Origin of the sequence: Streptomyces sp. F63 (assembly GCF_018070345.1) — a bacterium.
Lineage (GTDB): Bacteria > Actinomycetota > Actinomycetes > Streptomycetales > Streptomycetaceae > Streptomyces.
The window spans coordinates 1-18,721 of sequence record NZ_JAGPXX010000053.1; the positions used below are offsets into that span (position 1 = coordinate 1).

The following is an 18,721-nucleotide window of genomic DNA, read 5'->3' on the forward strand; positions in this document are numbered from 1 at the left end:
GAACAACTCCTCACCCCCGGCAGCCACTCCACCCCCTGCATCGGCCACCTCGACGACACCCCCATGAGAGCTACTGGGAGCTCTACCGCGCCGACCTCGACCCCCTCGCCCACCACTACCCCGCGAAACCCCACGACGCCGGCCTCCACCTCCTCCTCGGCCCACCCCACTACCGCGGCCGCGGCCTCGGACCCCACCTCATCCGCGCCGTCTCCGACCACCAACTCACCACCGACCCCCACGCCACCCGCGTCCTCGCCGAACCCGACACCCGCAACACCCGCTCCGTCCACGCCTTCCGCCGCGCCGGATTCCACCCCGCGGGCGAACTCCGCCTCCCGGACAAAAGGGCCGTCCTCATGATCCGGAAACGCCCCGCCGACACCCCCCGCAGCGCCCCCGGAACCACCCGCGGCAGACCCGAAAACGCTCATCAGAGCAGCCCACTGCACTTTTAACGAACCGTCAGCGGGCTTTCACTCAAAGCTCGTCGAGCCGTCACCACAAGCCAAATCGCTACCCACCGGTACGTCATAAGGTCGACCCCATGCGCCGAGCGAAAATCGTCTGCACACTGGGCCCCGCCACAGACTCATACGACCAGATCAAAGCCCTCATCGACGCCGGAATGAACGTCGCCCGCCTCAACCTCAGCCACGGCACCTACACCGAACACGAGAACCGCTACCACCACATCCGCAAAGCAGCCGACGAAACCGGACGCAGCATCGGAATCCTCGCAGACCTCCAAGGCCCCAAAATCCGCCTCGGCCGCTTCCGCGAAGGCCCCGTCCTCCTCGAACGAGGAGACGAATTCACCATCACCACCGACGACATCCCCGGCGACCAGCACACCGCCTCCACCACCTACACCGGACTCGCCGCCGACGTCAGCCGCGGCGAACGCATCCTCGTCGACGACGGCCGCGTCACCCTCGAAGTCACCAACGTCGAAGGACCCCGCGTCCACACCATCGTCATCGAAGGCGGACTCATCTCCGACCACAAAGGCCTCAACCTCCCCGGCGTCGCCGTCTCCGTCCCCGCCCTCTCCGCCAAAGACATCGAAGACCTCCGCTGGGCCCTCCGCACCGGCGCCGACATGATCGCCCTCTCCTTCGTCCGCACCGCACACGACGCCGACGACGTCCACCGCGTCATGAAAGAAGAAGGCCGCCACATCCCCGTCATCGCCAAAATCGAAAAACCCCAGGCCGTCCACAACCTCGACGACATCGTCGCCGCCTTCGACGGCATCATGGTCGCCCGCGGCGACCTCGGCGTCGAAATGCCCCTCGAAACCGTCCCCATGGTCCAAAAACGCGCCGTCAAACTCACCCGGCGCAACGCCAAACCCGTCATCGTCGCCACCCAGATGCTCGACTCCATGGTCGACGCATCCCGCCCCACCCGCGCCGAAGCCAGCGACGTCGCCAACGCCGTCATGGACGGCACCGACGCCGTCATGCTCTCCGGCGAAACCAGCGTCGGCAAATACCCCGCCCCCACCGTCCGCACCATGTCCCGCATCATCGAAGCCGCCGAGGAGAACCTCCTCGCCCAAGGCCTCCCACCCCTCGTCACCACCCACAAACCCCGCACCCAGGCCGGCTCCGTCGCCCGCGCCGCCGCCGAACTCGGCGACTTCCTCGGCGCCACCCACCTCGTCGCCTGCACCCAGTCCGGCGACACCGCACGCCGCCTCTCCCGCTACCGCTCACCCATCCCCCTCCTCGCCTTCACCCCCGACCCCGCCACCCGCGCCCAGCTCAGCCTCACCTGGGGCGTCGAAACCTTCCTCACCCCCGAGGCCGGCTCGACCGACGAGATGATCGCCCAGGTCGACGCGGAACTGCAGCGCATCGGCCGCTGCCGGGAAGGCGACATCGTCGTCATCACGGCCGGCTCCCCGCCCGGCGTCCCCGGCACGACGAACCTGGTCCGCGTCCACCGCATCGGCGAGGACGCCGCCGCAACGGTGTGACGGCGTGACGGCGCGACGCGGCCCGGCGCCGACGCCTCCGCGCAGACGCGGCGCGACACGGCGCCCGGCCGGGAACGGCCTCAGTGCTTCGGCCCGATGTGCTCGTCCATGAGCGCCACATCGGCCCGCCGCGCGACGGAGATGTTGAACGGCTTCCCGCCCCGCGTGCAGTGCGTCCAGGTGATCCCGAGCCGGTCGAGGGTGTCCGTGTAGAGCTGCCGGATGTCGTCGGATGTGTTGGTGAAGAAATACCGCGGGTATTCGTACCGCTTCCGCTCACCGCGCACGACTTTGGTCGTCCAGTTGGTGACCCGGCAGCCATCGGAATGCACCAGTCCGCGCAGGAATTCCCAGGGGAAGGCGTCGACGATCTCTTGTTGCCAAGCTTCGAGAGCGATGGCACGGTCGTGCTTCTTTCCCGGTCCGTGCTGCGGGAAAAGGCAGATCCAGTGCTTGCTGTAGCCGGTGACCATCGCGCACCCCTGCTTCTGTGCGAGATAGGTGCTCCGACCCGGAAGTACAGCTGTCATAGCGTTTTGGCACTCCGTGATGAGACCAGGCCATGCGTCCGAGCAGGCGATGCGCAGGTAGGCGCCGTTGGTCTTGAGGTGGGGACTGATGCAGCCGTCACCGAGGTACAGGGCGAGGAGATACGCGTAGGCCGCAGGCGTTGCCAAGGCCTGCGGCTCCGGTGCACACCGCGGGCAGCCGTTCTCCGGAGTGATACGGGGGAGCGGGAGGAGCCGGACTCGCCAACTGCGGATCGCGGAGCGGGATGCTCCCGTCCGTCTGCTGACCTCGGAGAGGGAGCACCCCTGGCCGATGAGTGTGAGGGCGAACCTGCGCGTATCGACGTCGTACATGACGCGAGCCTGACGCGGATGGGAACAGCCGAGCCGGGAATCGAAGGTCTGTCCACCCGCAGGAGTGAAGATCGCCAAGCGGTTGGAAACCTAAGAAATGAAGGTAAGTGCCCCGGGTGGGATTCGAACCCACGCTGTCGACGGTTTGAGCGTCGCGCCTCTAACCACTGGGCTACCGGGGCGTCCTTCGAAAGCAAGGATAGCTCTGCCCTGCTGTGACTCAAACATACAGGAGCTAGGTAGGCTCATGGAGCACTACCTGCCTGGAACGAGGAGACCCGTGAGCGCCGCCGAGCCCGAGCAGCCCGTTGCCGACGAGCAGTCGCACGTCCCGCCGACGACCACCCGTGTGGTCATCGCCGAGGACGAGGCGCTGATCCGTCTGGATCTCAAAGAGATGCTGGAGGAAGAGGGCTACTCGGTCGTGGGAGAGGCCGGGGACGGCGAGAAGGCCGTGGAGCTGGCCCGTGAGCACCGGCCGGATCTGGTCATTCTGGACGTGAAGATGCCGGTGCTGGACGGGATCTCGGCGGCGGAGCAGATCGCGGCGGAGAGTATCGCGCCGGTGCTGATGCTGACGGCGTTCTCGCAGCGGGAGCTGGTGGAGCGGGCGCGGGATGCCGGGGCGATGGCGTATCTGGTGAAGCCGTTCAGCAAGAGTGATGTGGTGCCGGCGATCGAGATGGCGGTGTCGCGGTTCACGCAGTTGAAGGCGCTGGAGTCGGAGGTCGCGGATCTGACGCAGCGGTTGGAGACGCGGAAGCTGGTGGACCGGGCGAAGAGTGTGCTGCAGACGCAGTACGGGTTGACGGAGCCGGCGGCGTTCCGGTGGATTCAGAAGACGTCGATGGACCGGCGGTTGTCGATGCAGCAGGTGGCGGAGGCGATCATCGAGGACGCCGAGGAGAAGCGGCGTCAGCAGCAACAGGAGCAGCAGGGGTGAGTGTTGTCCCCGTGCGGTTGTTGGCCGTGCGGGGAAGGGGAAGGGGCCCGCGGCCGGTTCGGCTGCGGGCCCCTTCTGTGTTCGGTGGTGGTGTTGGGTCAGTCTTCGCCGAGGTAGGCCTTGCGGACGGATTCGTCGACGAGGAGGTCCTGTCCGGTGCCGGAGAGGACGATTTTGCCGATTTCCATGACGTGTCCCTGGTCGGCGAGGGAGAGGGCGGCCTGCGCGTTCTGTTCGACGAGCAGGATGGTGGTGCCCTGTTCCTTGAGTTCGCTGATGGTTTCCATGATCTTTTGCATCATGATGGGGGAGAGGCCCATGGAGGGTTCGTCCAGCATGAGCAGTTTGGGCTGGGACATGAGGGCGCGGCCCATGGCGAGCATTTGCTGTTCGCCGCCGGAGAGGGTGCCGGCGGGCTGTTTGCGGCGTTCGCCGAGGATGGGGAAGCGTTCGTAGGCGCGTTCGATGTCTTGGGCGATGCCGGAGGTGTCGCGGCGGAGGAAGGCTCCGAGTTGGAGGTTTTCCGCGATGGTGAGCCGGGGGAAGATGTGGCGTCCCTCGGGGGAGTGGGCCAGCCCCAGTTCGACGATTTTGTGGGCGGGGACGCCGTTCAGGGGTCTGCCGTCGAACATGATTTTGCCGCTGAGGGGTTTGATCAGTCCGGAGAGGGTGCGCAGGGTCGTGGTCTTGCCGGCGCCGTTGGTGCCGATGAGGGTGACGATCTGGCCGGCTTCGACGCTGAAGGAGATTCCCTTGACGGCTTCGATTTTGCCGTAGGCGACCCGCAGGTCCTCGACTTCGAGCAGTGCGGTCATGCCTGTTCTTCTCCCTTGGTGCCGGTGCCGCCCGGGGTGTCGTCGGTGCTGGTTCCGGGGGTGTCCGTGTCCGTCTCCGGCTGCGTGGTGTCCGCTGCGGTGGCGGTGGTGTGTCCGGCGTGCGCTTCGGCTGCTGCGACTTCGGCGGCTTCTTCGGCGCCGGGGGCGCCTTCGTAGGGGGTGCCGAGGTAGGCGGCGACGACGCGTTCGTCGCTTTGGACGACGGCGGGGGTGCCTTCGACGAGTTTTCTGCCCTGGACGAGGACGGCGACGCGGTCGCAGAGGTTGAAGATGAACCGCATGTCGTGCTCGATGACGAGGACGGCGATGCCCTGGTCGCGGACGGCGAAGACGAGTTCCTGGGTGGCCATCGTCTCTTGGGGGTTCATGCCCGCGGTGGGTTCGTCGAGGAGGAGGAGTCCGGGGTCGCTGGCGAGGGCGCGGGCGATTTCGAGCTTGCGCTGTTCGCCGTAGGGGAGGTTGCGGGCGAGGTGGTCGCGTTTGGCGGCGAGGCCGGTGAATTCGAGGAGTTCCATGGCCCGGGCCTCGGATTCGCGTTCTGCCTTCTTGAAGCGGGGGCCGCGGATGAGGGCGGAGAAGAGTCCTTCTCTGGTGCGGGTGTGGCGGCCGACGAGAACGTTCTCCAGGACGGTCATGTTAGGGAAGAGCCGGATGTTCTGGAAGGTGCGGGCGATCCCGGCCTGGGTGACGAGGTGGGAGCGGTGGGGGAGGACGGTGCCTTTGTAGGAGACGGTGCCCTCGGTGGGGATGTAGAGGCCGGTGAGGCAGTTGAAGAAGGTGGTTTTGCCTGCGCCGTTGGGGCCGATGAGGCCGACGATCTCGCCGCTGTTGACGGTGAGGGCGACGTTGTCGACGGCGGTGAGGCCGCCGAAGCGCATGGTGACGCCGGTGGCTTCGAGCACGGGGCTCGTGGGGGCCGCGCCGGGGGTGGGGGCGGCGGGTGTGGTGGTGTCGGTGGTCATGTCGTCAGGCCTCCGCCTTGCCGAGGCCGGCGGTGCCGCCGGGTGGGGTGCCGTTGCCGTTGTCGGTGTTTTGGGTGCCGGTTTCCGTACCGGTGCCGCCGTTTCCGTTGCCGTCGCTGCCGCCGTTGCCGTTTGTGTCCGCGAGGGTGGTCGCGTCGGGCATGTCGAGCTGTCCGGTGTCGTGGAATTCCAGTTGCTTTCTGCGGTCGGCGACGAGGCCCTCGGGGCGGAAGCGCATGAGGAGCACGAGTGCGAGGCCGAAGAAGAGGAGCTGGTATTCGCCGATGAACTGGAGTTTGGCGGGGATGAGGAAGAGGAGCGCGGCGCCGATGAGGGGTCCGCCGACGGTTCCCATGCCGCCGAGGATGACGGCGGCGAGGAGGAAGGCGGAGTTGGGGGGTACGGCTTCGACGAATTTGTACTGTTCGGGGTCGATGGAGGAGACGGCGTGTGCCTGGACGGTGCCGGCGAGTCCGGCGAGGGTGGCGCCGAGGGCGAAGGCGATGAGCTTGAACCGGAAGGCGTTGATGCCCATGGCGCGGGCGGCGGTTTCGTCCTCGCGGATGGCGACCCAGGCGCGGCCGATCCGGGAGGAGTCGGAGCGCCGGAAGACGGAGACGACGATGACGGTGAAGAACAGCATCAGCCAGAAGTAGTTGGCCGACCGGGTGAAGTCGAAGCCGAGGAAGCTGTGGGACTCACCGAAGTTGAATCCGAGGATTTCGAGGTCGGGGATCTGGGGGATGCCGGTGGAGCCGTTGGTGATGGCGGGTCCGGAGATGCCGTCGAGGTTCTGCATGCCGATGCGGAAGATCTCGCCGAAGCCGAGGGTGACGATGGCGAGGTAGTCGCCGCGGAGGCGCAGGGTGGGGGCGCCGATGAGGACGCCGAAGACGAGGGAGACGAGGGCTCCGGTGAGGACGGCGGCCCAGAAGGGGAATTGGACGCCGATGCTGGAGAAGGGGGAGCCGGAGACGAGGGCGGCGGTGTAGGCGCCGACGCCGAGGAAGGCGACGTAGCCGAGGTCGAGGAGGCCGGCGAGGCCGACGACGACGTTCAGTCCGAGGGCGACGGTCGCGAAGATGAGGATGTTCGCGGCGATGGAGGTGAATTGGTTGTCGCTCTGGAGGAGGGGGAACGCGGCGGCGGCGACGAAGGCGGAGGCGATGGAGATGTTGCGGTGCCGCGCGGTGAGCCGGCTGACGCGGCGGACGAGGCCGGCTTTGGAGAGGGCGGGTACGGCGAGGCCGGTGAGGAGGAGGAAGCCGATGAAGAGTTCGCCGTATTCGGTGGCGATGCCGTAGGTGAAGACGTGGAGGAGGACGGCGAAGGCGGCGGCGATGAGGAGGATCTCGGCCCAGGAAGGGAGGTCCTTGGCGCGGCCGGGTGCCGGGGCTTTCATGGCGTGGCGGAGCCGCTGGAGGGGGGTCGCGGTCGGCTGCTCCGGACCGGCGGGGGTGTCCGCGGGGAGGCCGAGGGCGGCGGCGGCGGTGAGGAGGGAGGCGAGAGCGGCGAGCCAGCCGCCGGGCTCCAGGTTGACGAGGCCGCCGAGGGTGGTGGTGATGGCGCCGATGGCGTACCAGGTGGTGGCGAGGGTGCCGAGGGCGAGGAGGAGGACGGGGCTGTTGGTGCCGCCGGGGGTGAGCCAGCGGAGGCCGCGGATGCCGTGTCCGGAGAGGAGGAAGAGGAGGGTGAGGAGGGAGCCGGTGAGAGTGAGGACCTGGAGGCCGCCGGGGTAGCCGGTGACGGTGAGGTTGCCGGGGAAGGCGGAGGTCCAGGTCCAGGCGAGGAAGGTGCTCGCGAGGGTGAGGGCGGCTCCGGCGGCGGTGCCGATGCGGGCGGCGCCGGCGGGGAGGGGGAGGACGCCCGGGGTGGTGGTGGCCGGTGCGGTGGTCTTTGGGGTGGTCTGCGCAGTGGTCATGGTGATCACGCCCGATCCGCGACGCGTTCGCCGAGTAGGCCTTGTGGCCGTAGCAGCAGGACGAGGATGAGGAGGACGAAGGCCCAGACGTCCTTCCAGGCGCCGCCGCCGAAGAGTTCCATGCCGGGGATGAATTCGATGTAGGCGGTGGCCATGGCTTCGGAGAGGCCGAGGACGAGTCCGCCGATCATGGCGCCGTAGATGTTGCCGATGCCGCCGAGGACGGCGGCGGTGAAGGCTTTGAGTCCGGCGATGAAGCCCATTTTGAATTCGACCTGGCCGTATTTGAGGCCGTGGGCGATGGCGGCGATGGCGGCGAAGGCGGCGCCGATGGCGAAGGCGGTGACGATGATGCGGTCGGTGTTGATGCCCATGAGTTTGGCGGTGTCGGGGTCCTGCGAGGTGGCCTGCATGGCGCGGCCGGTGCGGGACTTGGAGACGAAGAGCGCCAGGGTGATCATGCAGATGGGGGCGGCGGCGATGAGGAAGAGTTCGCCGCGCTGGACGGAGAAGGGCCCGAGGTCGATGGGGCCGCCGCCGATCTGGGGGAAGGGGCGGGCTTTTTTGGCGTCGGGGTAGAAGGCCCAGATCGCCTGCTGGAGGGCGATGGAGAGGCCGATGGCGGTGATGAGGGGTGCCAGGCGGGGGCCGCCGCGCAGCGGGCGGTAGGCGAACCGTTCCGCCCCGACTCCGACGAGGACGGAGGCCAGCATGCCCATGAGGAGCATGAGCGGCAGGGCCAGGGCGATGGAGGTGCCGTCGGGGAGGAGGAGCCAGGCGGTGAGGGCTCCGAATCCGCCGATCATGAAGATCTCGCCGTGGGCGAAGTTGATGAGCTGGACTATGCCGTAGACCATGGTGTACCCGATGGCGATCAAGCCGTACATCGCACCGAGGATCAGGCCGTTGGCAAGCTGCTGCGGCAGGTCGTGCACCGCTGGGCCTCCGAGTATGGGTGGTGGATACGGCTGCGCGGGGGCGCTGGTGGCGCCCCCGCGCAGCTGTAGTGGAGCGTCGGGCGGGCGGGTGTGCCCTGGGGTCAGTCCTGGTATTCGCCGGTCTTGACGACGGTGTGCTTGCCGTCCTTGACCTGGTAGAGGGAGAGCTGCTTGTTGGTGGTGTCGCCGTATTCGTCGAAGGCGACGGCGCCGCTGACGCCTTCGAAGGAGACGTCCTGGACGGCCTTGACGACTTCGCTGCGGGCCTTGTCCATGTCCTCGGGGAGCTTGCCGTCGTTGTTCTCGGCGACGGCCTTCACGGCCTGGATGATGGCCCAGACGCTGTCGTAGGCGTAGCCGCCGTAGGCCTCGTAGGGCAGGTCGTAGCCGGCGGCCTCGTAGTCCTTCATGAAGGCCTTGGCGGTGTCGAGGGTTTCGAGGGGGGCGCCGACGGAGCTGGCGAAGTCGCCTTCGGCGTTCTTCTTGGCGAGCTTGATGTATTCGCCGCTGAAGAGGGCGTCGCCGCCGACGACGGGGATCTTGGCTCCGGCCTTCTTGATCTGGTCGGAGAGGGGGGCGCCGGCCGGGTATTCGCCGCCGTAGTAGACGAAGTCGGCGTCGGAGTTGCTGACCTTGGTGGCGATGGCGGAGAAGTCGGTGTCCTCGGGGTTGACGTGGTCGGTGCCGACGACCTTGCCGCCGAGTTTGACGAATTCGTCCTTGAAGGTGCCTGCGAGGCCGGCTCCGTAGGTCTTCTTGTCGTCGATGACGAAGACCTTCTTGAGCTTCTTCTCCTCGTACATGTACTGGGCGGCGTAGGGGCCCTGTACGGCGTCGGTGGTGGAGGTGCGGAAGTAGGTCTTGAAGGGGCGGACCTTCTTGCCGCTGCGCCAGTCCTTGCCCTGGGTGAGTTCGGGGGCGGTGTTGGCGGGGGATATGAGCGCCATGTCGGCGTTGTCGAACGCCTTCTGCATCGGCGGGGCGACGTTGGAGTTCAGCGGGCCGATGGAGGCGATGGCCTGCTTGTTGTCGATGATGCGGTTGGCGTTCTGCTGGCCGGTGCCGGGCTGGGCGACGTCGTCGAGGGCGAGGATCTTGAAGGTGACGCCGTCGACTTCCTTGTTCTTGTTGGCGGTCTTGGTGGCAAGCTCGGCGGAGTTCTTGATGCCCTGGCCGAGGGCGGAGAGCTTGCCGGAGAGCGGGGCGTCGACGCCGATCACGACGGTGGTGTTGCCGTCGTCTCCGCCTCCCGCGCTGTCGTCGCGTGAGCCGCAGGCCGTGAGTGTGAGTGCCCCCGCGGTGACCGCGGTGGTGATGATGAGCAAGGAACGTTGACGCACGTTCTGTCCTTTCCCCTGGCGCGGCCTTCTCGCCTGAGTGGGCCGTGTGCGTTGCCGGGCGGGGGCAGTGCGCTTGGTGGGCATTGCGGTGTCGCACCCGGCGGCGCGGTAACTGGCGGTGAATATATGGGGATGAGCTACGCCCGGGCAGAGGGCGGGAGAGGATGTGACTCTCTTGTTATGCCCGGTGTGTCTTCGGGGGCGGGTGCGGTGGGCGTGCGGGCTGCCGGTGGGGGTCGCTCGGGCAGCGGACGTGCCGGAGGTGGTGATTCCGCAGTTCGGCCGGTGGGTGGCGGGGCCGGGTGGGGAGGAGGGGTCCGCATATCGGGCGTGCTGCCGGGGGAGGGCGCCGTGGGGGCGGGGCGGCGGTGGGCCGGAGACGGAGGCTTCGGCAGAATTGTTACGCAGTGTTACGGCCGGGTGAGCGGACCGGACGTTTCGGACACGGTGCGTGGAGGTCCGGGGATCGCGGCCCGGGCGCGCCGGGCGCGCCGGGCGCGCCGGGCGGGCTCGCCGGGCGGGGCGCGCAACGGCCCGGTGCCGGCGGCCGGGGTGGCGGCGTGCGCGGCCCGGGGTGGCGGCGGCCGGGGTGGCGGCGTGCGCGGCCCGGGGTGGCGGCGGCGGTGGTGGCTGCCGCGGCGGGGTGCGCCGGGTGCCGCCGCCCCGGCCGCTGGGAGGGCCCGGGGCGGCGGCGGGGAGCGGCGTCAGCTGAGGGGCGCGTCCTTGAGGAGGCAGGTGAGCCGGGCGCTGCAGACCCGCTTGCCGTCCTCGTCGGTGATGACGGTTTCGTAGGTGGCGGTGGTGCGGCCGCGGTGGACGGGGGTGGCGACGCCGGTGACGAGACCGGAGCGGACACCCCGGTGGTGGGTGCAGTTCAGGTCGACGCCGACGGCGAGTTTACGGACGCCGCCGTGGAGCATGGCGCCGACGGAGCCGAGGGTCTCGGCGAGGACGGCGGAGGCGCCGCCGTGCAGCAGGCCGTAGGGCTGGGTGTTGCCCTCGACGGGGAGGGTGCCGACGACCCGCTCGGCGGAGGCTTCCTGGATTTCCAGTCCCATGCGGGCGCCGAGGTGCCCGGCGGAGAACAGGGTGGTGAGGTCGATGCCGAGGCCGGCGTACTCGTCCAGGATCTCCTGGGGGAAGGCGATCTTGCTCTGCTCACCCATGGGGCGCGGCTCCGGTTCTCGTCAGGGGGTCCGGCGGGGGTTCCTCCCGCCGGTGTGGTGTGCACCGTCCTATCAGGAGTGCCGGGTGGGCGCTGTGCCGGGGATCACGGAGCGGCCGGGGCGCCGTCCCCGGTTCCCGCGGGCGGGGTGGGTTCGAGCCTGATGACGACGGATTTGCTGGCGGGGGTGTTGCTGGTGTCGGCGGTGGCGTCGAGGGGGACGAGGACGTTGGTCTCGGGGTAGTAGGCGGCGGCGCAGCCGCGGGCGGTGGGGTAGTGCACGACGCGGAAGCCGGGGGCGCGGCGTTCGGTGCCGTCGGTCCATTCGCCGACGAGGTCGGCGTAGGAGCCGTCCGGGAAGCCGAGGGCGCGGGCGTCGTCGGGGTGGACGAGGACGACGCGGCGGCCGCCCTTGATGCCGCGGTAGCGGTCGTCGAGCCCGTAGATGGTGGTGTTGTACTGGTCGTGGGAGCGGAGGGTCTGCAGCAGCAGCCGGCCCTCGGGCACGCGGGGGTGGGTGAGGGGGGCGGCGGTGAAGTTGGCCTTGCCGGTGGCGGTGGGGAAGCGGCGGTCGTCGCGCGGGGCGTGCGGCAGGGTGAAGCCGCCGGGCCGGGCGACCTTGGATTCGAAGTCGTCGAAGCCGGGGACGACGCGGGAGATCCGGTCGCGGATGAGCCGGTAGTCCCGTTCGAATGCTTCCCAGGGGGTGCGGCTGCGGTCGCCGAGGACGCGGCGGGCGAGGCGGCACACGATGGCGGGTTCGGAGAGCAGGTGGGGGCTCGCCGGTTCGAGGCGGCCGCGGGAGGCGTGCACCATGCCCATGGAGTCCTCGACGGTGACGAACTGCTCGCCGCTCGCCTGGTGGTCGCGTTCGGTGCGGCCGAGGGTGGGGAGGATGAGCGCCCGGGCGCCGGTGACGACGTGGGAGCGGTTGAGTTTGGTGGAGACGTGGACGGTGAGCCGGGCGCGGCGCATCGCGGCTTCGGTGACGTCGGTGTCGGGTGAGGCGGAGACGAAGTTGCCGCCCATGGCGAAGAAGACCTTGGCGGTGCCGTCGCGCAGGGCGCGGATGGAGCGGACGACGTCGTAGCCGTGGTGCCGCGGCGGCGCGAAGCCGAACTCCCGCTCCAGGGCGTCGAGGAAGGCGGGGGCGGGGCGTTCGAAGATGCCCATGGTGCGGTCGCCCTGCACGTTGCTGTGGCCGCGGACGGGGCAGACGCCGGCGCCGGGGCGGCCGATGTTGCCGCGGAGCAGCAGGAAGTTGACGATCTCGCGGATGGTGGGGACGGAGTGCTTGTGCTGGGTGAGGCCCATGGCCCAGCAGACGATGATGCTCCGGGCGCCGAGGACCATGCGCAGTGCGGCGTCGATGTCGGAGCGGTCGAGGCCGGTGGCGTTCAGGATGCCGTCCCAGTCGGCGGAGCGGGCGGCGGTGGCGAACTCCTCGAAGCCGTGGGTGTGTTCGCGGACGAAGGCGTGGTCGACGGGGGCGGGGCCGCCGGGGGAGGCCGCCGGGGCGCCGTGGTCCGCCGCGTCGTCCGCTTCGAGGAGGAGCCGGCTGAGGGCGCGGAAGAGGGCCTGGTCGCCGCCGATGCGGATCTGCAGGAAGAGGTCGGTGAGGGGGGTGCCGCGGCCGGTGAGGCCGCGGGCGGTCTGCGGGTTCCTGAACCGTTCCATGCCGGCCTCGGGCAGCGGGTTGACGGTGATGATGCGGGCGCCGGCGGCCTTGGCGTCTTCGAGGGCGGTGAGCATGCGGGGGTGGTTGGTGCCCGGGTTCTGGCCGGCGACGATGATGAGGTCGGCCCGGTGGAGGTCGTCGAGGAGGACGCTGCCCTTGCCGACGCCGAGGGTTTCGGTGAGCGCGGAGCCCGAGGACTCGTGGCAGAGGTTGGAGCAGTCGGGCAGGTTGTTGGTGCCGAACTCGCGGGCGAAGAGCTGGTAGAGGAACGCGGCTTCGTTGCTGGTGCGCCCGGAGGTGTAGAAGACGGCTTCGTCGGGGGAGCGCAGGGCGCGCAGCTCTTCGGCGATGATGTCGAAAGCGCGCTCCCACGGTACGGGTTCGTAGTGGGTGGCGCCCTCGGGGAGGTACATCGGCTGGGTGATCCTGCCCTGCTGGCCGAGCCAGTAGCCGCTGCGGCCGGCGAGGGCGGTGACGGGGTGGGCGGCGAAGAAGTCGGGGGTGACCCGGCGCAGGGTCGCCTCCTCGGCGACGGCCTTGGCGCCGTTCTCGCAGAACTCGGCGGTGTGCCGCTTGTCGCCCTCGGGCCAGGCGCAGCCGGGGCAGTCGAAGCCGTCCTTCTGGTTGACCTTGAGGAGGGTGAGGGCGGTGCGGCGGACGCCCATCTGCCGTCCGGCCATGCGGAGGGTGCGGCCGACGGCGGGCAGCCCGGCGGCGGCGCGGGGCGGGGGACCGACCTCCGGTGCGTCCTGGACCGGGTCGCTTGCGGGCGGCTTGCCTGCCATGGCTTCTCCTCGGGCTTCGCTCGCGGCGGCGGGTGTGCGGCCGATCCTCCCACGGGGTGCCGGCGCGGGGTCCGGTGCTGCGGGGAACGGGGTGGTCCGGGTGGCGGGGCCGGCGGGGTGTCGTGCGGGCGGGGAGTGTCAGCGGGGTCTGGCAGGATCGTGCACGTGGCGAAGACAGCATCGAAGAAGACCGCAGCGACCGCTTCTCCCGGACAGGGGGAGGGCCGGCCCCGACTGATGCTCATGGACGGGCATTCCCTGGCGTACCGCGCGTTCTTCGCGCTGCCCGCGGAGAATTTCACGACGAGCATGGGGCAGCCGACGAACGCGATCTACGGCTTCGCCTCGATGCTGGCGAACACGGTGCGTGACGAGCAGCCGACGCATCTGGCCGTCGCGTTCGACGTGTCGCGCAGGACGTGGCGTTCGGAGGAGTTCGCGGAGTACAAGGCGAACCGCTCCAAGTCGCCGGACGAGTTCAAGGGCCAGGTGGAGCTGATCGGCGAGCTGCTCGACACGATGCGGGTCACCCGTTTCGCGGTGGAGGGCTACGAGGCGGACGACGTCATCGCCACGCTCGCCACCCGGGCGGAGGCCGCGGGCTTCGAGGTGCTGATCGTCACGGGTGACCGTGATGCGTTCCAGTTGGTCAGCGATCATGTCACGGTGCTCTACCCGACGAAGGGCGTCTCGGAGCTGACCCGCTTCACGCCGGAGAAGGTGCGGGAGAAGTACGGCCTGTCCCCGGCCCAGTACCCGGACTTCGCGGCCCTGCGGGGGGACCCGTCGGACAATCTCCCCGGCATCCCGGGCGTGGGGGAGAAGACGGCCGCCAAGTGGATCAACCAGTTCGGGTCGTTCGACGAGCTGGTGGCGCGGGCCGAGGAGGTCAAGGGCAAGGCGGGGCAGAACCTCCGCGAGCATCTGGACGCGGTCAAGCTCAACCACCGTCTGACGGGCCTGATAAGGGATGTGGCGCTGCCGACGGGCCCGGAGGGGCTGTGCCGGGAGCCGTACGACCGCAAGTCCCTGGCGGTGCTGCTCGACTCGCTGGAGATCCGCAACCCCAATCTGCGGGAGCGGCTGCTGGCCGTGGACCCGGGCGCGCAGGAGGAGGAGCCGGCCCCGGCGGCCGGGGTCGAGGTGGACGGCGAGGTGCTGGGCTCCGGCGAGCTCGCCCCCTGGCTGAAGGCGCACGGCGGGCAGCTGCTGGGGCTCGCCACGGTGGTCAGCTGGTCGCTGGGCACCGGCAGCTGTGCCGAGATCGCCCTGGCGCCCGCCTCCGGGCAGGCCGTCTGGTGCGACCCCACCCAGCTGGACGAGGCCGACGAGCGGGCCTTCGCCGCCTGGACGGCGGACGCGGCCCGGCCGAAGGTGGTGCACAAGGCGAAGGAGACCATGCGGGTCTTCGCCGAGCACGGCTGGACGCTCGCCGGGATCACGATGGACACCGCTCTCGCCGCGTATCTCGTCAAGCCCGGCCGCCGTACCTTCGACCTCGACGCCCTCTCGCTGGAATACCTGGGCCGCGAGCTGGCCCCGGCGGCCGGCGGCGCCGGTCAGCTGGCCTTCGGCGCCGACGAGGAGGCCGAGCGGACCGCGCTGATGGCGGAGGCCCGCACCGTGCTGGACCTCGGGGAGGTGCTGGGGGAGCGGCTGGCGGAGGTCGGCGCCGCCGATCTGCTGCGGGAGGTGGATCTGCCGACCTCGGAACTGCTGGCCAGGATGGAGCGGGCGGGCATCGCCGCCGACCGCGGCTGGCTGGACCGGATGGAGCAGCAGTTCGCCGCCGCCGTGCAGCAGGCGGTCCGCGAGGCGCACGACGCGGTGGGGCACGAGTTCAACCTGGGCTCCCCCAAGCAGCTCCAGGAGGTGTTCTTCGGCGAACTGGGCCTGCCCAAGACGAAGAAGACCAAGACCGGTTACACCACCGACGCCGACGCCCTGGCCTGGCTGGCCCAGCAGACCGAGCACGAACTGCCCGTGATCATGCTGCGCCACCGTGAGCAGGCCCGGCTGCGGTCCACGGTCGAGGGGCTGATCAAGACGATCGCGCCCGACGGGCGCATCCACACCTCCTTCAACCAGACGGTGGCCGCCACCGGCCGGCTCTCCTCGACCGACCCCAATCTGCAGAACATCCCGGTCCGCACGGACGAGGGCCGGGCGATCCGCCGCGGTTTCGTCGTCGGCGAGGGCTACGAATCCCTGCTGACGGCCGACTACAGCCAGATCGAGCTGCGGGTGATGGCCCATCTCTCGGAGGACGAGGGGCTGGTCGAGGCGTTCACCTCCGGTGAGGACCTGCACTCCACCGTCGCCTCCCAGGTCTTCGGCGTCAGCCGGAGCGGTGTCGACCCGGAGATGCGCCGCAAGATCAAAGCCATGTCCTACGGGCTCGCCTACGGTCTCTCCGCGTTCGGGCTGTCCCAGCAGCTCGGCATCGAGGCGGCCGAGGCGCGGCGGCTGATGGACACCTACTTCGAGCGTTTCGGCGGAGTCCGGGACTATCTCCACCGGGTGGTGGAGGAGGCCAGGGCCTGCGGCTACACCTCGACGATCCTGGGCCGCCGCCGCTATCTGCCGGACCTCAACAGCGACAACCGGCAGCGCCGGGAGGCGGCCGAGCGGATGGCGCTCAACGCCCCCATCCAGGGGACCGCCGCCGACATCGTGAAGATCGCGATGCTGCGGGTGGACCGGGCCCTGGCGGAGCAGGGCCTGGAGTCGCGGATCCTGCTCCAGGTGCACGACGAGATCGTGCTGGAGGTGGCGCACGGGGAACGCGGACCGGTGGAGGAACTGGTCCGCCGCGAGATGGCCGGTGCCGCGGACCTGCGGGCGCCGCTGGACGTGGCCGTCGGCTTCGGCACGGACTGGGAGTCGGCCGCCCACTGACGGCCGCCCGCAGACGGCCGTCACCAGGGGCGGCCCTCGACGGGTTCCGCCCCGGCCGCGGCCTCCGGGGATTCCCGGCTCCCGGCCGCCTCAGCGTGGTGCGGCCCGGCCGGGGCGGCCGGCGCGGCGGCGGTCCCGCCCGGGCGGGGCGCGGGTTCCGTGCCGGGCGGCTCCCTGGAGGGCCGCCACCGGTGCGCGCGGACCGCCGCGGCGTGGACCGCGAGGCCCGCCGCCAGGCCCGCACCCGCACCGAACACGGCCGTGGGCGTGTAGTCGACGAGGTTGTAGTCCCAGCCGGTGGCGGCGTGCCGGCGCACGCAGCGGTGCACGGCACCCACCGCCGCGCACAGCCCGAGCAGCGTCACGGCCAGGAACCGCCCCGATGCCGCCGGGCGCGGCACGGACACCGGCAGCACCGCGTCCGGCGACCGCCGCACCGCCGACACCAGGAACACCGCCACAACCACCAGAGCCAGCGCCGAACTTCCGTACTGCGCGTAGTAGTAGAGCGGAAAGCCCGCTGCCGTCTCGCCCAGTACGGGCAGCAGCCGCACACCCCAGCGGCCGGGGTGGGTGAACGCGTCCCACACCACGTGCGTGGCGGCGCCGAGCGCGGCCGACACCCAGAACCACAGCACGAGCGACGGCACCGGCAGGCCCCGCCACGGCCGGCCGCGCAGCAGCCCGTACACCCGTCCCCGCAGGCCCGGGGGCACCAGTCCCACCAGCGGGTCTCCGCGGAGCCACCGGGCCGCGCCCCGTTCCTCCGGCGCGCGGCCGCGCCCTCACAACGGTTCCCGGAGCGAACCGCGGCGGCCCGCGCCGGACCGGGACGGATGCGGGACCCGCCGGTCCGCCCCAGGGGACGCGGCGGGTCCGAACGCCTCCGCCCCGCCCGCCCCCCGGTGCGCCGGCCGGGAAGCCCGGAGGCCGCTGCCGGAGGAAGCCGGGAGGCTGCTGCGGGTCCGGAGGTCCGCCTCCGCGCGGCCCGGTGGTGCGAATGTGGTGAAACATGCAGGGGGGCGGTGACCTCGGGCCAGAAGTTGTCGTAGTGTCGCGGCAGTTGCTGGGAAAGACCGTCAGGGGGAGCAGGCCGTATGGCGGTGTTCGGCAGCGCGGAAGGTGTCGGAGGGGCGGCGGTTCCGCCCCGGAACGCAGGGGAGGGACGCAGCATGGCGGCGCACATCGGCCGACGGCTTCGCAGGGGAGCGGCCACGACAGCCATCGCGGCGGTGGCGATGGCGGCGCTGACGGCGTCCCAGGCCCCGGGGTCCCTGCCCCCCAAGGACCCCGAGGTGCCCGCCGGTTCGCCGTCCGAGGACCACCCCATCGACGGCGGGTCGCCGTACCACACGGAACTGCCGCCGCTGCAGATCCCGGACAAGCCCGGTGCCTCCGCCGGCCTGCCGGATACCGAAGACCGGGACTCCGGCATACCGGCCACCGTCCTCGCCGCGTACAAGAGGGCCGAGGCGTCGCTCGCCGAAAGCAACCCGGAGTGCAACCTCCCGTGGGAGCTGCTCGCCGCGATCGGCCGGGTGGAATCCGGCCAGGCCCGCGGCGGGGCCGTGGACGCCGAGGGCACCACCCTCACCCCCATCCTCGGCCCGCAGCTCAACGGCAACGGCTTCGCCAGCATCTCGGACACCGACGGCGGCACCTACGACAACGACAGCGTGTACGACCGGGCGGTCGGCCCGATGCAGTTCATCCCGGGCACCTGGATGCGCTGGGGCGCCGACGGCAACGGGGACGGCGCGAAGGACCCCAACAACATCTATGACGCGGCGCTGGCCGCCGGTCGCTACCTCTGCGCCGGCAGCCGCGATCTGTCGGCCCCGGCGGACCTGGAAGCCGCCATCCTCGGATACAACCGCTCGCGGGAGTATCTCCGCACGGTCCTGTCCTGGCTGGAGTTCTACCGCAAGGGCACGCACCGGGTTCCCGACGGCACCGGTGTCCTCCCCCGCACCCCCGGCGCCGGCTCCGCGGACGGCGGCAAGCCCGGCGGCTCCGGCGGCCGGGGCGGCTCGCACCAGGACTCCGGCTCCGGCTCGGACGGCAGCGACCGGGACCGGGGCCAGGGCGGGGGCACGGACGGCGGCCAGGGCGAGAAGCCGGGCAGCGACCCCACCGACCAGGGTGACAAGCCGCGCGGGCCCGGTGCGCCGACCGCGACCGCCGGCGGAACCATCAGCCCCGGGGGCAGCTCCTCCGCCTCTTCCTCCGCCTCCGGCTCCGCCTCTTCCTCCGCCTCCGGCTCCGCCTCTCCGTCGCCCTCCCCCTCGGAGTCCGAGCCGGACGACGAGGAGAGCACGCCCCCCGCCGAGTGCCCCACCGATCCGGTCTCCCCCTCGCCGAGCGGAAGCTCCGGGTCGGGCAGCCCCACCCCCACCCCCACCCCCACC

General features: G+C 70.5%; 13 protein-coding genes, 1 tRNA gene and 1 pseudogene. 5 read left to right on the plus strand and 10 right to left on the minus strand.

Going from position 1 to position 18,721, the window contains the following annotated elements; genetic code table 11:
* Positions 1–458: pseudogene (locus KBZ10_RS28495) on the plus strand (GNAT family N-acetyltransferase); the annotation flags it as partial.
* An 89-nt stretch (positions 459–547) separates the two neighbouring features.
* A complete protein-coding gene (pyk, locus tag KBZ10_RS28500; protein WP_210990633.1) occupies positions 548–1,984 on the plus strand; it encodes a pyruvate kinase in 1,437 nt (478 codons plus the stop codon).
* 80 nt (positions 1,985–2,064) lie between these two features.
* On the opposite strand, the gene KBZ10_RS28505 is transcribed toward pyk, so the two are convergent.
* Positions 2,065–2,847, minus strand: a complete 783-nt coding sequence (locus KBZ10_RS28505) for a transcriptional regulator (protein WP_210990634.1) — start codon at positions 2,845–2,847, stop codon at positions 2,065–2,067.
* Positions 2,848–2,955: 108 nt separating this feature from the next.
* A tRNA-Leu gene (locus KBZ10_RS28510) sits at positions 2,956–3,029 on the minus strand.
* A gap of 65 nt (positions 3,030–3,094) precedes the next feature.
* Between KBZ10_RS28510 and KBZ10_RS28515 the strand changes: the two genes are divergently transcribed.
* The gene (locus KBZ10_RS28515; protein ID WP_247703138.1) at positions 3,095–3,790 is read left to right on the plus strand and encodes a response regulator; all 696 of its coding nucleotides are present in this window, start codon (positions 3,095–3,097) and stop codon (positions 3,788–3,790) included.
* A gap of 98 nt (positions 3,791–3,888) precedes the next feature.
* Here the strand turns inward: KBZ10_RS28515 and KBZ10_RS28520 are convergent, their stop codons facing one another.
* From KBZ10_RS28520 to KBZ10_RS28550, 7 genes are all read right to left on the minus strand, one after another.
* On the minus strand, positions 3,889–4,605 hold the full coding sequence (locus tag KBZ10_RS28520; protein ID WP_210990635.1) for an ABC transporter ATP-binding protein: 717 nt from the start codon (positions 4,603–4,605) through the stop codon (positions 3,889–3,891).
* A complete protein-coding gene (locus KBZ10_RS28525; RefSeq protein ID WP_210990636.1) occupies positions 4,602–5,588 on the minus strand; it encodes an ABC transporter ATP-binding protein in 987 nt (328 codons plus the stop codon). Before KBZ10_RS28525 ends, KBZ10_RS28520 begins: the two co-directional genes overlap by 4 nt.
* A gap of 4 nt (positions 5,589–5,592) precedes the next feature.
* The gene (locus KBZ10_RS28530) at positions 5,593–7,509 is read right to left on the minus strand and encodes a branched-chain amino acid ABC transporter permease (protein WP_210990637.1); all 1,917 of its coding nucleotides are present in this window, start codon (positions 7,507–7,509) and stop codon (positions 5,593–5,595) included.
* A 5-nt stretch (positions 7,510–7,514) separates the two neighbouring features.
* Entirely contained in the window at positions 7,515–8,444 is a 930-nt protein-coding gene (locus tag KBZ10_RS28535) for a branched-chain amino acid ABC transporter permease (RefSeq protein ID WP_210990638.1), read from the minus strand.
* A 104-nt stretch (positions 8,445–8,548) separates the two neighbouring features.
* Positions 8,549–9,787: a branched-chain amino acid ABC transporter substrate-binding protein gene (locus tag KBZ10_RS28540; RefSeq protein WP_210990639.1), complete on the minus strand. Its 1,239-nt coding sequence runs from the start codon at positions 9,785–9,787 to the stop codon at positions 8,549–8,551.
* 704 nt (positions 9,788–10,491) lie between these two features.
* Positions 10,492–10,953, minus strand: coding sequence for a PaaI family thioesterase (locus tag KBZ10_RS28545; protein ID WP_210990640.1), 462 nt, complete (start codon positions 10,951–10,953; stop codon positions 10,492–10,494).
* A 104-nt stretch (positions 10,954–11,057) separates the two neighbouring features.
* A complete protein-coding gene (locus KBZ10_RS28550) occupies positions 11,058–13,415 on the minus strand; it encodes an FdhF/YdeP family oxidoreductase (RefSeq protein ID WP_210990641.1) in 2,358 nt (785 codons plus the stop codon).
* A gap of 165 nt (positions 13,416–13,580) precedes the next feature.
* Between KBZ10_RS28550 and polA the strand changes: the two genes are divergently transcribed.
* Positions 13,581–16,313 (plus strand): DNA polymerase I, encoded by a 2,733-nt coding sequence (gene polA, locus KBZ10_RS28555; protein ID WP_210990642.1) that lies wholly within the window; start codon positions 13,581–13,583, stop codon positions 16,311–16,313.
* A 20-nt stretch (positions 16,314–16,333) separates the two neighbouring features.
* On the opposite strand, the gene KBZ10_RS28560 is transcribed toward polA, so the two are convergent.
* A complete protein-coding gene (locus tag KBZ10_RS28560; RefSeq protein ID WP_374223433.1) occupies positions 16,334–17,041 on the minus strand; it encodes a DUF4184 family protein in 708 nt (235 codons plus the stop codon).
* Positions 17,042–17,485: 444 nt separating this feature from the next.
* On the opposite strand from KBZ10_RS28560, the gene KBZ10_RS28565 reads away from it, so the two are divergent.
* Positions 17,486–18,721: lytic transglycosylase domain-containing protein (locus KBZ10_RS28565; protein ID WP_210990644.1), on the plus strand; the 1,236-nt coding region annotated here is incomplete at its 3' end.